This window comes from Paludibacterium paludis (assembly GCF_018802605.1).
Classification (GTDB): Bacteria; Pseudomonadota; Gammaproteobacteria; order Burkholderiales; family Chromobacteriaceae; genus Paludibacterium; species Paludibacterium paludis.
On the sequence record NZ_CP069161.1, the window covers coordinates 3,491,794 to 3,506,680 of the forward strand.

Below are 14,887 nucleotides of genomic sequence, written 5' to 3' on the forward strand. Positions count from 1 at the left end.
GCGTTGGCTACAACGCAAATCAAAAACGACGGATCCCTTCCCATCCTCTTTGATTTGCACTGTGGTGGAGGCAGACGGGATCGAACCGACGACCCCCTGCTTGCAAAGCAGGTGCTCTCCCAACTGAGCTATGCCCCCCTTCAGAGTCCTGGTGGGTCTGGTTGGACTCGAACCAACGACCCCCGCCTTATCAAGACGGTGCTCTAACCGGCTGAGCTACAAACCCAGTCTCTACTTGCCAACTTCCGAATAACCGATAGGTTGTGAGCGCTTGACGTCGCCATTCTCTAGAAAGGAGGTGATCCAGCCGCAGGTTCCCCTACGGCTACCTTGTTACGACTTCACCCCAGTCATGAAGCATACCGTGGTAAGCGGCCTCCTTGCGGTTAGCCTACCCACTTCTGGTATCCCCCACTCCCATGGTGTGACGGGCGGTGTGTACAAGACCCGGGAACGTATTCACCGCAGCATGCTGATCTGCGATTACTAGCGATTCCGACTTCACGCACTCGAGTTGCAGAGTGCGATCCGGACTACGATCGGCTTTATGAGATTGGCTCCACCTCGCGGCTTCGCGACCCTCTGTACCGACCATTGTATGACGTGTGAAGCCCTGCTCATAAGGGCCATGAGGACTTGACGTCATCCCCACCTTCCTCCGGTTTGTCACCGGCAGTCTCATTAGAGTGCCCAACTTAATGATGGCAACTAATGACAAGGGTTGCGCTCGTTGCGGGACTTAACCCAACATCTCACGACACGAGCTGACGACAGCCATGCAGCACCTGTGTCCAGGCTCCCTTTCGGGCACCGCCGCCTCTCAGCAGCGTTCCTGGCATGTCAAGAGCAGGTAAGGTTCTTCGCGTTGCATCGAATTAATCCACATCATCCACCGCTTGTGCGGGTCCCCGTCAATTCCTTTGAGTTTTAACCTTGCGGCCGTACTCCCCAGGCGGTCAATTTCACGCGTTAGCTACGCTACCAAGGATTCAAACCCCCAACAGCTAATTGACATCGTTTAGGGCGTGGACTACCAGGGTATCTAATCCTGTTTGCTCCCCACGCTTTCGTGCATGAGCGTCAGTATCATCCCAGGGGGCTGCCTTCGCCATCGGTATTCCTCCACATCTCTACGCATTTCACTGCTACACGTGGAATTCTACCCCCCTCTGACGTACTCTAGCTGAACAGTCCTCAATGCCGTTCCCAGGTTAAGCCCGGGGCTTTCACATCAAGCTTGTCCAACCGCCTGCGCACGCTTTACGCCCAGTAATTCCGATTAACGCTTGCACCCTACGTATTACCGCGGCTGCTGGCACGTAGTTAGCCGGTGCTTATTCTTCAGGTACTCTCATCCCCACCCGCTATTCACAGGCAGGATTTGCTCCCCGACAAAAGTCCTTTACAACCCGAAGGCCTTCTTCAGACACGCGGCATGGCTGGATCAGGGTTGCCCCCATTGTCCAAAATTCCCCACTGCTGCCTCCCGTAGGAGTCTGGGCCGTGTCTCAGTCCCAGTGTGGCGGATCATCCTCTCAGACCCGCTACTGATCGTCGCCTTGGTGGGCCTTTACCCCCCCAACTAGCTAATCAGACGTCGGCCGCTCGGATAACGCGAGGCCCGAAGGTCCCCCGCTTTCCTCCTCAGAGCGTATGCGGTATTAGCACAACTTTCGCTGCGTTATCCCCCATTACCCGGCACGTTCCGACGCATTACTCACCCGTTCGCCACTCGCCACCCGGAGCAAGCTCCTGTGCTGCCGTTCGACTTGCATGTGTAAAGCATGCCGCCAGCGTTCAATCTGAGCCAGGATCAAACTCTTCAGTTCAATCGCTAACTTTACTTCTGGCACGCAAGATCAAAGAAACAAAACCAGGTTCATTTCTGTCTTGCCGTGCAAGTGTCGGCTTCGCCAAACACTCACACCTATCGGTTATTCGCATTATTAAAGATCGGCGCCGCGCTCTTCGCTGCAGCAGAGGAAGCGAACTATACCCCCCCAACCCACACACGTCAACACCTTCATCCTACAAAAAACCAGGAAATCACTTAAGCCATTGAAAAACAATAAATTCAGAATTCAACGGCGTGCCGGAAAATCAGAAAAAGTCCGGGACAGGGGACTTGCCATCACGTCATTTACTCGCTCCCGCCGGGGCCGCAGGCTTCAGATACGGCAAGAAAGCATTGACGATTTCATCGGATTCCGGCGGAGTCCGCGTTCCGAACGCCTTAACCTTCCCGTCCGGCAACACAAGGTATTTATGAAAATTCCAGCTCGGACTTTCCCCCGTGGCCTTGATCAGGTCCTTGAAAAAAGGATCCGCATCGCCGCCCCGGACATGGAGCTTTCCTGTCATGGGGAAGGAGACACCGTAGTTGGCCTGGCAAAAACTGCCGATTTCGCCGGCGCTCTCCAGCTCCTGGTAAAAATCGTTGCTGGGCACACCGATAATCATCAGCCCACGGGACTTGTAGGTCTCGAAAAGTTTCTGCAGGCCGGTGAATTGCGGAGTGAATCCACAGCGGCTTGCCGTATTCACCACCAACACCGGCTGTTGCGCGTAATCGCACAACCTCACCTGCCCTCCCATGAGCGCAGGCAAAGAACGATTCATCAAGGAAGGACAGGAGGCCGCGGCAACCGCCAGCGACGGCAGGAGAAAGAGAGGTACGATCCACGTTTTCATGGCAGCTCCATCGAACGAATATCTTGCCCCACTATAGAGAAGACCCCGCCAACGGACAAACCGTGCCGGCGGGGTCTGCGATGACCAGGCCTCAGTCGGCATGCCGTATCGCGAAACAGCGATGGATTTTCTTGTTGCGAAAATCCTCCGGCACCGATTGCCGGGACAACTCCTCAACCCGATAGAGGATGGGCAAGGAAGGATCCAGCTCAAACGATCGCAGGTTATTGGAAAAATACAGAACGCCTCCCGGCGCCAGCACTTTCATGGCCTGCGTGATCAAGACGGAATGATCCCGTTGCACATCCAGCGTATCGAGCATCTTCTTCGAATTGGAGAACGTCGGAGGATCCATCACGATCATATCGAAACGCTTGCCGGTCGCGATCGCATCGGCCAGGTACTGGAACACATCGGCGCGCACCAGCGTGTGCCTTGCCGGGTCCAGGCCATTAAGCTCGAAGTTGCGCCTCGCCCAGCCCTGATAGGTATTGGACAGATCGACTGTCTCCGACGACGGCGCCCCACCGGCTGCCGCATACACCGTGAAACTGCCCGTATAGGCGAACAGGTTCAGAAAACGCTTGCCGGCAGCCTCGTCACGCACCCGTTTACGGGTATTGCGGTGATCGAGAAACAAGCCGGTATCCAGATAGTCTCGCAAATTAACAATGAAACGCAGGCCGTATTCACCGATCACGAAATCCTCGCCGGATGCACCGAGCTTTTCATACTGGTTTTCGCCTTTCTGGCGACGACGCGTTTTGGTCACGATGCGCTCGGTCGGCACGCCGGTCACTTGGCCAATCGCCTCGACAATCGCCGCCAGCCACTGCGCATGGGCCTCGTCGTCCATGTCCCATCCGGTGTCGTACTCCTGCAGGTGGCAATGGTCACCATACACATCGACCGCCAACGGGAACTGCGGCACATCCTTGTCATAGGCTCGCCAGGCATCCAGTCCCTGACGCTTGGCCCACTTGCCGTAATGCTTGTAATTCTTGGCCAGGCGATTTGCAAAAGCGCTGACATCCACCATTGTGTTACCTCAAAACTCAATAAAACAAAACGCGCCAACCGAAGGCTGGCGCGCGAGCCACCAAAATCGGGCCGTTCACCCGCCCGACTCCTGGTACATGGCCACCAGTTTCCGGTAAACCGGCTCGGGCACATACTGGCGAATCACTTGCTCCCATCCCCGCGGCCCGACCATGCCCTTGACCATGGTCGATGACACCTCGGCATATTCGCGGGGAGGCATAAGAAAGATCGTGGTGATATCGCCCTGCAGATCGGAATTAATGTAGCGCATGGTGCGCTCATACTCGTAATCGCTGGCCGTGCGAATACCCCGCACGATGTAATTGGCACCGGTCGATTGAGCGTAATTGACCAGAAACTGGTTTTCGAACACGTCCACCTTCAGCTTGTTGAAGCCGCGCGTCACCGCCCTGAGCAATTCGACACGCTCATCGACACTGAAGGTACAGCGCTTGTCCGGATTCACGCCAACAGCAACCACCAGTTCGTCGAACAGCTCGACGGCCTCGCGGATCATCCACAGATGACCATTGGTGACCGGATCGAAACTCCCGGCATACACGGCACGCTTCAATTGGTGCTTTCCTCTTTTGGGTATGTGTGTCATCGCGGAATGTATCCTGCGCAAACCTGCGGGTAAAGGCATTTTTGCTGCGGCGCGAAAAAAACCCCGCCCGGGCGGGGTTTTCGCGACAGGTTCCATCCAGTGTATCAGCCGTTGATTTCCTCCGCCCGGTGACACGCCACCTGGCGCCCGTCCAGCTCGCGCAATGACGGCAGTTCCTCCCGGCAGCGCTCCACGGCATGCGGGCAACGCTTGTGGAACGCACAGCCGTCCGGCGGATTCATCGGACTTGGCAGCTCGCCGCGGATTGGAATCTTCACCCGCCGGTCCTCGGCCCGGATGCTCGGCGTCGCCGACAACAAAGCCTGTGTATAAGGATGCAGCGGACGGGAATAGATCAGGGATTTGCTGCCCATTTCCGCCGTACGCCCCAAATACATGACCAGCACATCATCCGCCACATGTTCCACCACCGCGAGGTTGTGCGAGACGAATACATACGCGGTGTGGAGCTCTTCTTGCAGATCCATGAAGAGATTCAGCACCTGCGCCTGAATGGAAACATCCAGCGCGCTGGTCGGCTCGTCGGCGATCACGATTTTCGGATTGAGCATCATGGCTCTGGCAATCGCGATACGCTGCCGCTGCCCGCCGGAAAACATGTGCGGATAGCGGTAGAAGAACTCAGGCCGCAACCCGACCTTGCTCATCATCGCGCGAACCTTCTCGACACGCTCGGCCCGTGTCAGGTGAGTGTTGATCAGCAGCGGCTCGCCCAGCTGGTCGCCGATTTTCTGGCGAGGATTGAGCGATGCGTAGGGGTTCTGGAACACCATCTGAACCTTGGTGCGCAACGCGGCGATCTCCTGCCGCGAAGCCTTGGCGACATCGGTGTTTCCGAGCACCAACGAACCGGCGCTGGGAGGCTCGATCAGGGTCAATTGCCTGGCGAGGGTGGATTTGCCGCAGCCGGACTCGCCAACCACGGCCAGTGTTTTGCCGGCCTGCAGATCGAAGGACACCCCATTGAGCGCCTTGACTGTGGCATGCCCTTTGAGGAACCCCCGCGAAACGGTGTAATAACGGGCCAGATCCCGTGCTTGCATAACGGTACTCATCGGGCCTCCTCGACGTTCAGGGGATAATGGCAACGGACCGCGGCGCCACCCTGCCCCGTCAGAACGGGACGTTCGCTGCGACAGGTGTCCTGGACATAGGGACACCGGGGGGACAACAGGCACCCGGCCGGGCGGTCATGGTGCCCCGGCACGATACCCGGCAGCGTGCTCAGGCGACGCGCACCCTTGCTGTGTTCCGGAATCGAGGCCAGCAGGGCCTCGGTGTAAGGATGGGCTGGCGCGACGAAGATATCGGGCACCCTCGCCAGCTCGACAACCTGCCCCGCGTACATCACCGCCACGCGGTGCGCGATCTCGGCGACCACCGCCAGATCGTGGGTGATCAGGATCAGGGACATATTCTGACTTTGCTGAAGACTCACCAGCAGATCCATGATCTGGGCCTGGATGGTGACATCCAGCGCCGTGGTCGGCTCATCGGCGATCAGCAGCTTCGGATGACAGGCGATCGCCATCGCGATGGCCACACGCTGGCTCATCCCGCCCGACAACTGATGCGGATACGCCCCGAGCCGGCTTGCGGCGGCGGGAATCTCCACCATCTCCATCAGCTCCAGAGCGCGCTTTTTCAGGGAGGAGCCACGCAGTCCCAAGTGTTCGCGGAGCACTTCCATGATCTGGTAGCCCACCGTGAAGCTCGGGTTGAGCGCTGTCATCGGGTCCTGAAAGATCATCGAAATGTCTTTGCCCACAATGCGCCGGCGGGCGCGGGAACCAAGCGTCAGCAGATCCTTGCCGTCGAAACTGAGCCGGTCTGCGCTGATTCTGCCCTGCCCCTCCAGGAGCCCCATCATCGCCATCATGGTCACCGACTTGCCGGATCCGGATTCGCCGACAATGCCGACGATCTCCCCTTGCCGAACGGTCAGATCCAGTCCGTCGACCGCTCTGAACGGATGATCGGCGGCGCCGAAGGCCACCGACAAATTCTGAATTTCCAGAAGATTCATGATGTATTCCTTACGCAATCCGCTTCAGTTTCGGATCCAGCGCATCGCGCAGACCATCGCCCATCAGATTGATGGACAGCACGGCCAACAGAATGGTAAGACCGGGCAGACTGACGACCCACCAGGCGCGTTCGATGTAGTCCCGGGCGGAAGCCAGCATGGTGCCCCATTCGGCGGAGGGCGGCTGCACCCCGAGGCCGAGAAAGCCCAGCGCGGAGGCTTCGAGAATGGCCGACGAAAAGCTCATCGTCGCATGAACGATCAGCGGCGCCATGCAATTGGGCAGCACCGTCACGAACATCAGACGCAACAGTCCGGCACCGGAGACGCGCGAAGCGGTCACGTAATCGCGATTAAGCTCCGCCATGGCGGATGCCCGGGTCAGGCGCACATACGCGGGCAACCCGACGACGGCAATGGCGATAATGCTGTTAATGAATCCCGGGCCGAGAATCGCGACGATCGCCACGGCGAGCAACAGCGACGGCAACGCCATCAGGACATCCATGAAGCGCATCGTCAGGCTGCCGATCATTTTCGGGAAAAAAGCCGAGAACAGTCCCAGCACCACGCCGGGGATCAGCGCCATGATCACCGACGAGAGGCCGATCAGCAGCGACATGCGGGCGCCATAAATCAGCCGCGACAGCAGATCGCGCCCGGCCTCGTCCGTGCCCAGAAGAAACGTGAAGCTTCCCCCGTCGCACCATGCGGGCGGCGTCAGCAAATGCTCGTGATATTGCTCGATCGGGCTGTGCGGCGCGACGATCGGCGCGAAGATGGCGGCCAGCGTGACAACAAGCATGAACACCAGACCGGCCACCGCCCCCTTGTTCTGGCTGAACGCCAGCCAGAACTCCTTGAACGGCGAAGGATAACTGGCCACGGCCGCGTCCGGCGAGGCGGTCATTGCGGTTTGTTTTTGCGTAGACATGAGAGAACTCCCGCTTATTTGGCGTGGCGAATGCGCGGATTGACGACGCCGTAAAGAATATCAACGGCGAAGTTGACCATGATGACGAGCGTGGCCACCAGCAGCAGGCCGCTCTGTATCACCGGATAATCGCGGCTGCCGATAGCATCGATCAGCCATTTGCCGATCCCCGGCCAGGAAAAGATGGTCTCGGTCAGGACCGCGCCCCCCATCAGCGTGCCGATCTGCAGCCCGATCACCGTCAGGACCGGAATCAGGGCATTGCGCAACGTGTGCACGAAAATCACCTTGAGCGGCGACAGGCCCTTTGCCCTGGCGGTGCGGACATAGTCCTCCTTGAGCACTTCAAGCATCGACGAGCGAGTCATCCGCGCGATGACCGCGAGCGGGATGGTACCCAGCACGATGGTCGGCAGTATCAGGTGGCGCAGGGCGTCAATGAAGGCTCCCGCGTAATTGGCCGGATCGGCCCGCTCGAGCAGCCAGGCATCGATCAGCATGAAACCGGTGCGCGGCGGAATGTCGTAAGCGATCAGGTCGATGCGGCCCGACACGGGGGTCAGGTGCAGATAGTTGGAGCACACCATGATGAGGATCAGGCCCCACCAGAAAATCGGCATGGAAAAACCGGTCAGCGCCAGTCCCATCACGCCGTGATCGGCGAACTTGCCGCGGTAGATGGCCGCGACCACCCCCGCGATCAAACCGAAAAACACGGCGAACAGCATCGCCGACACGGCAAGCTCCAGCGTGGCGGGGAACAGGGTCAGGAACTCGTCGAGCACCGGCCCCCGGGTCCGGATGGACTCGCCAAGATTGCCATGGGCCAGTTGCCCGATGTAATCGATGTACTGAAGGTAAAGCGGTTTATCGAGTCCGAGCCGGTGCATCGCCGCGGCGTGCATGGCCGGATCCAGGTTGCGCTCGCCCACCATCACTTCGATGGGGTCGCCGGGGATCATGTGAATCAGGCTGAACGTCAGCAGCGTGATGCCGATGAATGTCGGAATCAGCAGCCCGAAGCGCCGGAAAATGAATGCGAACATGCGTGTTTCTCCGTGTCGGCGGCAAAACCGCCGAATGACGGCACCCGCATCGGACAGGGAAACCCGGACAGCCTGGACAAGATTGGGGAACAGCGGTAAACGACGCGCCCACGGCGCATGGAAGGGTCGTGACGATGAAGCCCCCGAACCACCCACCGTATACCAGCGGCGCCACCATCACGACGGCACCACAGTATCACGCGACGCTCCGGCCGCGCTTGACCCACGTCAAACCACCACCCCGCGGCAGCCTGCCGGCGCCGCCTCCTTGCATCCCGCAGCCGGGCGCCCCGCCGACCGGCTTTGAAGCCGGTCGCGGACACCGTTGTTGCAGCCCGGGAATACCGTTCCCGGGACTCACTGCTTGTTATTGTTGTTTACTTCACACTGACGTCGTAGAACGAGTTCAGGCCGAACGGGCTCACTTTGAACCCCCCCACCGACTTGAGCATCGGCTGATTGACCGTGCTATGGGCGATCGGCGTGAACGGCACTTGAGCCTTGAAGATTTCCTGCGCCTTCATGTAAAGCTTGGTGCGCTCCGCGTTATTGGTGGTGTGCTTGGCCTTCTGGATCAGGTCCTCGTAAGGCTTGTAGCACCATTTGGAGAAGTTGTTGCCCTTCATGGCATCGCAGCTGAGCAAGGTGCCGAGCCAGTTGTCCGGATCGCCATTGTCACCCGTCCAGCCGATCAGCATGGCATCGTGCTCGCCGTTCTTGGCTCGCTTGATGTATTCGCCCCACTCGTAGGACACGATCTTGGCCTTGACGCCGATCTTCGCCCAGTCGGCCTGGATCATTTCGGCCATCAGCTTGGCGTTGGGATTGTACGGACGCTGAACCGGCATGGCCCACAGGGTGATGTCGAAGCCGTTGGGATAACCCGCTTTGGCCAGCAGCTTTTTCGCCGCATCGACATTATAAGGAGCATCCTTCAGCGACTTATTGTACGACCACTGGGTCGGCGGCATCGGATTGGTGGCAAGCTGGCCCGTCCCCTGGTAAACCGCGGAGAGGATGGCCTTCTTGTTCACGGCCATATCCAGCGCCTGGCGGACTTCCAGCTTGTCGAGGAACTTGTGCTTGACGTTGTAGGCCACATAGCCGAGGTTGAAACCCGCCTGGCTGACGACACGCAGCTTGGGATCGGCTTTCAGGCCGGCCACATCAGCAGGACGCGGGTTGAGGGTCACCTGGCACTCTCCGGCCTTGAGCTTCTGTACCCGCACCGAAGGATCGGTGGTGATGGCGAACACCAGATTGTCGATCTTCACCTCACCTTTTTTCCAGTAGTCCTTGTTAGCGACATAACGGATCTGGGAATCCTTCTGGTAACGCTTGAAGACAAACGGGCCGGTGCCGACCGGCTGCTGATTGAATTGGGCGGGCTTACCCTCTTTGATCAGTTTGTCCGCGTATTCAGCGGAATGGATCGAGGCGAACGACATGGCGAGGTTCTGCAAGAAGGCCGGATCGGCGTCCTTCAGCACGAAGCGTACCGTCAGCGGGTCGACTTTTTCGACCTTGGTGATGTTCTCGTTCATCCCCATGTCGTTGAAATATGGATACTCGGCCGGATAGGCCTTGGCGAACGGCTGGTTCTTGTCCAGCATGCGCAGGAAGGTGAACACCACGTCATCCGCGCCGAATTCGCGGCTCGGCTTGAAATATTCGGTGGTATGGAATTTCACCCCTTTGCGCAGCGAGAAGGTATACGTTTTGCCATCGGGGGACACGGTCCATTTTTCGGCAAGGGCGGGCTCGACCTTGGTACCGCCGTGCTGAAACTGGACCAGGCGGTTGAACACCGTTTCGGCCGACGCGTCAAAATCGGTGCCGGTGGTGTACTGGGCGGGATCGAAGCCCGCCGGACTGCCTTCCGAGCAATAAACCAGGGTGCCGGCGGCATTCGCGGCGGAAACGCCGGCGATCAAACCGGCAGCCAGCATTGTCTTGATGATAACTCGCATAATTTCCCCATTCCTTTGTATGTTTATGTAATTAACGCAAGCCTGGCTTGCACATTACAGGGGATACATTATGCAGAGGGGGAACTTTTGACAAGCTCCCCCTGCTGACCTTGCTCAAATCCGGGTTTTTTTACAGACTCCGGACAAGACCGTCAGCCTTTTTTTACCACAATGCTGCCGACCGAATATCCGGCGCCAAATGAAGCGATCACGCCGGTATCGCCGGCCGCCATGTCTTCGCTGTACAGGTGGAAAGCGATAATGGAACCGGCCGAGCTGGTATTGGCATAGCGGTCGAGAATCACCGGCGCTTCCTGCTCGGAAGCATCGCGGCCCAGCACGCGCCGGGCAATCAGCTGGTTCATCGACAGGTTGGCCTGATGCAGCCAGAAGCGCTTGACGCCGCTCGGTTCGATTCCCAGGGATGACAGATGTCCGACAATATGCTCGCCGACCATCGGACAGACCTCCTTGAACACTTTGCGTCCCTGCTGAACAAACAGTTTGTCCGGCTGGCCGATCCCGCTGCCGTCGCAGCGGTTAAGAAAACCGAAGTTGTTGCGGATATGACTGGAAAACACGGTGGCCAACTTCGATCCGATCACTTCGAAACGGCAAGCCGACACGGCCGCATCGGCGCGCTCGAGCACCATGGCGGTCGCCGCATCGCCGAAGATGAAGTGACTGTCCCGGTCGCGGAAGTTCAGATGCGCCGAGCAAATCTCGGGGTTAACCATCAGGACAGCGCGCGCCTGCCCGCTCTGAATGGCGTTGACCGCGGCCTGAATGCCGAACGTCGCGGAAGAGCACGCAACGTTCATATCAAAGGCATAACCTTCGATGCCCAGCGCCTGCTGCACCTCTATCGCCATCGCGGGATAAGCGCGCTGCATGTTCGAGCAGGCGACAATCACCATGTCGATATCGGACGCCTGGCGGCCCGCGCGCGCCATCGCATCCCTGGCCGCCGCCACCGCCATCTCGGCCTGCAACGACAGGTCTTCGTTCGCCCGCTCGGGCAAATGGGGAACCATCCGCTCCGGATCAAGTACCCCCTCGCGATCCATGACATAGCGCTGCCGGATTCCCGATGCCTTCACGATAAACTCGGCGCTCGACTCGGCAAGCGCGGCGAGGCGGCCCGCTTCGATATCCTCGCGATGCGCCGCGTTGTACGAAGCGACATAGTGATTGAACGATGTCACCAGTTCTTCATTGCTGATGGAAAAAGGCGGCGTGAAGAGACCGGTGCCGCTGATGACGACTTTGTTCATGTAATGGTTATTCCAGAGTCGGCCCGCCCTCTTCCGGAGAACGGCGTCCGTAGTTAGCCCACAATCCAGTAGGCAATCATACACCATAGGCCCGAATCCCCTGCAAAATCATCCCCAGTCAAACAAAAACCGAGTAAAATTATCAAGATTACAAACCGGACCCTATTCGATCCGGATAAAAAATAGTTGACTATTTTACTCGGAAATTCGCTATAATCGATTCCAAGACCACCCACCGGAGTTTCTGAACCATGCGCTTGACCACCAAAGGCCGCTTCGCCGTCACGGCCATGCTCGACCTGGCACTGAGGGAAGCCAATGGGCCGGTGACGCTGGCCGGCATCAGTGAACGCCAGAGCATTTCGCTCTCCTATCTGGAACAGCTGTTCGGCAAATTGCGACGCGCCGAACTCGTCGACAGCGTACGTGGTCCCGGCGGGGGGTACACCCTGGCGCGCGACGTCGCCACCATCTCCGTTTCGGACATCATCCGCGCCGTCGACGAGCCTGTCGACGCGACGCAATGCGGAGGCCGGGAAAACTGTCACGGCAACAACCGCTGCATGACGCATGACCTGTGGACCCGCCTGAACGCCACCATTTACGATTACCTCTCCGAGGTGAGCCTCGCCAATCTTGTCGACGAGCAGCGCGCCAAGGAAAACACCGTGATTCAGGACAAACGCGAAGCCAGCGTGGCTCGCGCACCGCGCAACCGCGTGGCGCCGACCGCCTGAACACCGAAGCAGCGAGTGGAGAACCCCATAAAATGAGTGAACTGAAGCTTCCCATCTACCTGGACTACTCGGCGACCACCCCGGTGGATCCGCGCGTCGCCGAAAAAATGATTCCTTACATCAGCGAGCTTTACGGCAACCCCGCCTCGCGCAGCCACAGCTTCGGCTGGGTGGCCGAAGAGGCGGTAGAGGCGGCGCGCGAAAACGTCGCGCGTCTTGTCAATTGCGACGCCAAGGAAATCATCTGGACGTCGGGTGCGACGGAATCCGACAACCTGGCGATCAAGGGAGCGGCCCAGTTCTACAAGTCCCGCGGCAAGCATCTGATCACCGTGAAAACCGAGCACAAGGCGGTGCTCGACACCATGCGTGAAATGGAACGCCAGGGGTTCGAGGTGACCTACCTCGACGTAAGGGACGATGGCCTGCTCGATCTGGACGTTTTCAGGGCCGCCTTGCGACCCGACACGATTCTCGTCTCGGTCATGCACGTCAACAATGAGATCGGTGTGGTCCAGGACATCGAGACCATCGGCGAGATCTGCCGGGAAAAGGGCATCGTCTTCCATGTCGACGCCGCCCAGGCCACCGGCAAAGTCGAGATCGATCTCGAGAAGCTCAAGGTCGACCTGATGAGCTTCAGCGCGCACAAAACCTACGGACCGAAGGGCATCGGCGCCCTCTACGTCCGCCGCAAGCCGCGTGTGCGGCTCGAAGCCCAGATGCACGGCGGCGGTCACGAGCGGGGCTTCCGCTCCGGCACGCTCGCCCCCCACCAGATCGTCGGCATGGGCGAGGCGTTCCGTCTGGCGCGCGAGGAGATGGCCACCGAAAACGTCCGTATCCGCGCATTGCGCGACCGACTGTGGAACGGCATCCGCGACATGGAGGAAGTCTATGTCAATGGCGATCTTGCCGCGCGAGTGCCGCACAATCTGAATGTCAGCTTCAATTTCGTCGAGGGCGAATCGCTGATCATGGCGATCAAGGAGCTGGCCGTTTCCAGCGGATCGGCCTGTACCTCGGCGAGCCTCGAACCTTCCTATGTCCTGCGCGCCCTCGGCCGCAACGACGAGCTGGCGCACAGCTCGATCCGTTTCACCATCGGCCGCTTCACCACCGAAGACGAGATCGACTTCGCCGTCCAGCTGCTGCGCGGCAAGATCGGCAAGCTGCGCGAACTGTCGCCGCTGTGGGAAATGTACAAGGAAGGCATCGATCTGAACACCGTCCAGTGGGCCGCTCACTGAACGCATCGCAGGAGAAGGCAATGGCTTACAGCAACAAAGTTCTGGATCACTACGAAAATCCCCGCAATGTCGGCTCCTTCGCCAAAGGCGACGAGACGATCGGCACGGGTATGGTCGGCGCGCCGGCCTGTGGCGACGTGATGAAGCTGCAGATCAAGGTGGGCGACAACGGCGTGATCGAGGACGCGAAGTTCAAGACTTACGGCTGCGGTTCCGCGATCGCGTCCTCCTCGCTCGTCACCGAATGGGTGAAGGGCAAGACGCTGGACGAGGCGCTGGCCATCAAGAACACGGAAATCGCCGAAGAACTGGCGCTTCCCCCGGTGAAGATCCACTGCTCGATTCTGGCTGAGGACGCCATCAAGGCCGCCGTCAGCGACTACAAGACCAAGCACGGACTGTGATATCGGAGGAAACGGTTATGGCTATCACATTGACCGAGCGCGCGGCGACGCATGTGAGCAATTTCATCGCCAAACGCGGCAAGGGGTTGGGCATCCGTCTGGGCGTCAAGACATCCGGCTGCTCCGGCATGGCGTACAAACTCGAGTTCGTCGATGCGGCGGGCGAAGACGACATCACGTTCGACAGCTTCGGCGTTACGGTGTTCACCGACCCAAAGAGCCTGGCCTATATCGATGGCACCGAACTGGATTACGTCAAGGAAGGCCTGAACGAGGGATTCCGCTTCAACAATCCGAACGTCAAGAACGAATGCGGTTGCGGCGAAAGCTTCAACGTCTGACGCGATATGGATTCCGCCTTCACTCAGGACTACTTCGCGCTGTTCGGCCTTGAGCGCCGCTTCCGTATCGAGGTGGCGGAACTGGAGCGCGCGCGACTGCGCCTGGCCATGGAGGTCCACCCCGACCGCAACGCCGCCAAAACCGCGGCGGAGCAACGGGTGGCGCTGATGATGGCCACGCGGGTTAACGAAGCGTATGACACCCTGAAAACGCCGCTTGGACGCGCCCGCTATCTGCTGGAACTGGCAGGAATTCCCACGCTGGAAGAAACCAATACCAGCATGCCTGCCGAGTTCCTGATCGAGCAGATGCAGTGGCGCGAACGCATCGAGGAAGCCGCCGACGAAGGCTCGATCGACAGTCTGGATGCGTTGTCGGCCGAACTGGCCGGCGATATCAGGCGCATGGAAGAGGCGCTGGCGAACGCGATCGATGACGCGCGCGACCTGGATGCCGCCGCCCTGCTGGTGCGGAAACTGCGTTTTCTGGAAAAACTCGAACAGGAAATCGGCGACGCCATCGAAGCCCAGCTCGGCTGAGCGGC

General features: G+C 59.2%; 14 protein-coding genes, 2 tRNA genes and 1 rRNA gene. 5 read left to right on the plus strand and 12 right to left on the minus strand.

Annotation, left to right across the window (positions count from 1 at the left end):
- Positions 1 to 62 precede the first annotated feature (62 nt).
- The 12 genes from JNO50_RS16175 to JNO50_RS16230 all read right to left on the minus strand — a co-directional run bounded on the left by JNO50_RS16175 (position 63) and on the right by JNO50_RS16230 (position 11,610).
- Positions 63 to 138 (minus strand) — tRNA-Ala (locus tag JNO50_RS16175).
- Between the two features lie 11 nt (positions 139 to 149).
- A tRNA-Ile gene (locus JNO50_RS16180) sits at positions 150 to 226 on the minus strand.
- Positions 227 to 291: 65 nt separating this feature from the next.
- Positions 292 to 1,829, minus strand: a 16S ribosomal RNA gene (locus tag JNO50_RS16185).
- Positions 1,830 to 2,136: 307 nt separating this feature from the next.
- Positions 2,137 to 2,793, minus strand: coding sequence for a glutathione peroxidase (locus JNO50_RS16190; RefSeq protein WP_229804486.1), 657 nt, complete (start codon positions 2,791 to 2,793; stop codon positions 2,137 to 2,139).
- A complete protein-coding gene (locus JNO50_RS16195; RefSeq protein ID WP_189531343.1) occupies positions 2,783 to 3,730 on the minus strand; it encodes a class I SAM-dependent methyltransferase in 948 nt (315 codons plus the stop codon). Before JNO50_RS16195 ends, JNO50_RS16190 begins: the two co-directional genes overlap by 11 nt.
- A gap of 75 nt (positions 3,731 to 3,805) precedes the next feature.
- A complete protein-coding gene (gene coaD, locus JNO50_RS16200) occupies positions 3,806 to 4,339 on the minus strand; it encodes a pantetheine-phosphate adenylyltransferase (RefSeq protein WP_189531345.1) in 534 nt (177 codons plus the stop codon).
- Between the two features lie 104 nt (positions 4,340 to 4,443).
- Positions 4,444 to 5,415 (minus strand): peptide ABC transporter ATP-binding protein, encoded by a 972-nt coding sequence (locus JNO50_RS16205; protein ID WP_189531347.1) that lies wholly within the window; start codon positions 5,413 to 5,415, stop codon positions 4,444 to 4,446.
- Positions 5,412 to 6,386: an ABC transporter ATP-binding protein gene (locus tag JNO50_RS16210; protein ID WP_189531355.1), complete on the minus strand. Its 975-nt coding sequence runs from the start codon at positions 6,384 to 6,386 to the stop codon at positions 5,412 to 5,414. Before JNO50_RS16210 ends, JNO50_RS16205 begins: the two co-directional genes overlap by 4 nt.
- A 10-nt stretch (positions 6,387 to 6,396) precedes the next feature.
- Positions 6,397 to 7,320 carry an ABC transporter permease subunit gene (locus JNO50_RS16215; RefSeq protein ID WP_189531357.1) on the minus strand — a complete coding sequence of 308 codons (924 nt, stop codon included), beginning with the start codon at positions 7,318 to 7,320 and terminating at the stop codon, positions 6,397 to 6,399.
- A 14-nt stretch (positions 7,321 to 7,334) separates the two neighbouring features.
- Positions 7,335 to 8,366, minus strand: a complete 1,032-nt coding sequence (locus JNO50_RS16220; protein ID WP_189531359.1) for an ABC transporter permease subunit — start codon at positions 8,364 to 8,366, stop codon at positions 7,335 to 7,337.
- Between the two features lie 377 nt (positions 8,367 to 8,743).
- Complete coding sequence (locus JNO50_RS16225) at positions 8,744 to 10,336, minus strand: ABC transporter substrate-binding protein (protein WP_189531361.1); 1,593 nt, start codon at positions 10,334 to 10,336, stop codon at positions 8,744 to 8,746.
- Positions 10,337 to 10,488: 152 nt separating this feature from the next.
- Positions 10,489 to 11,610 carry a beta-ketoacyl-ACP synthase III gene (locus tag JNO50_RS16230; protein ID WP_189531363.1) on the minus strand — a complete coding sequence of 374 codons (1,122 nt, stop codon included), beginning with the start codon at positions 11,608 to 11,610 and terminating at the stop codon, positions 10,489 to 10,491.
- A gap of 251 nt (positions 11,611 to 11,861) precedes the next feature.
- Here JNO50_RS16230 and iscR point away from each other — a divergent pair, with 251 nt between their 5' ends.
- From iscR to hscB, 5 genes are read left to right on the plus strand one after another with little or no spacing between them, the layout of a single operon-like run.
- The gene (gene iscR, locus JNO50_RS16235) at positions 11,862 to 12,347 is read left to right on the plus strand and encodes a Fe-S cluster assembly transcriptional regulator IscR (protein WP_189531365.1); all 486 of its coding nucleotides are present in this window, start codon (positions 11,862 to 11,864) and stop codon (positions 12,345 to 12,347) included.
- A 32-nt stretch (positions 12,348 to 12,379) separates the two neighbouring features.
- On the plus strand, positions 12,380 to 13,597 hold the full coding sequence (locus JNO50_RS16240; protein ID WP_189531367.1) for an IscS subfamily cysteine desulfurase: 1,218 nt from the start codon (positions 12,380 to 12,382) through the stop codon (positions 13,595 to 13,597).
- Between the two features lie 20 nt (positions 13,598 to 13,617).
- Positions 13,618 to 14,001, plus strand: a complete 384-nt coding sequence (gene iscU, locus JNO50_RS16245) for a Fe-S cluster assembly scaffold IscU (protein WP_189531369.1) — start codon at positions 13,618 to 13,620, stop codon at positions 13,999 to 14,001.
- Positions 14,002 to 14,018: 17 nt separating this feature from the next.
- Positions 14,019 to 14,342, plus strand: coding sequence for an iron-sulfur cluster assembly protein IscA (gene iscA / locus JNO50_RS16250; protein WP_189531371.1), 324 nt, complete (start codon positions 14,019 to 14,021; stop codon positions 14,340 to 14,342).
- Positions 14,343 to 14,348: 6 nt separating this feature from the next.
- Positions 14,349 to 14,882, plus strand: coding sequence for a Fe-S protein assembly co-chaperone HscB (gene hscB, locus JNO50_RS16255; protein ID WP_189531373.1), 534 nt, complete (start codon positions 14,349 to 14,351; stop codon positions 14,880 to 14,882).
- Positions 14,883 to 14,887: the final 5 nt, after the last annotated feature.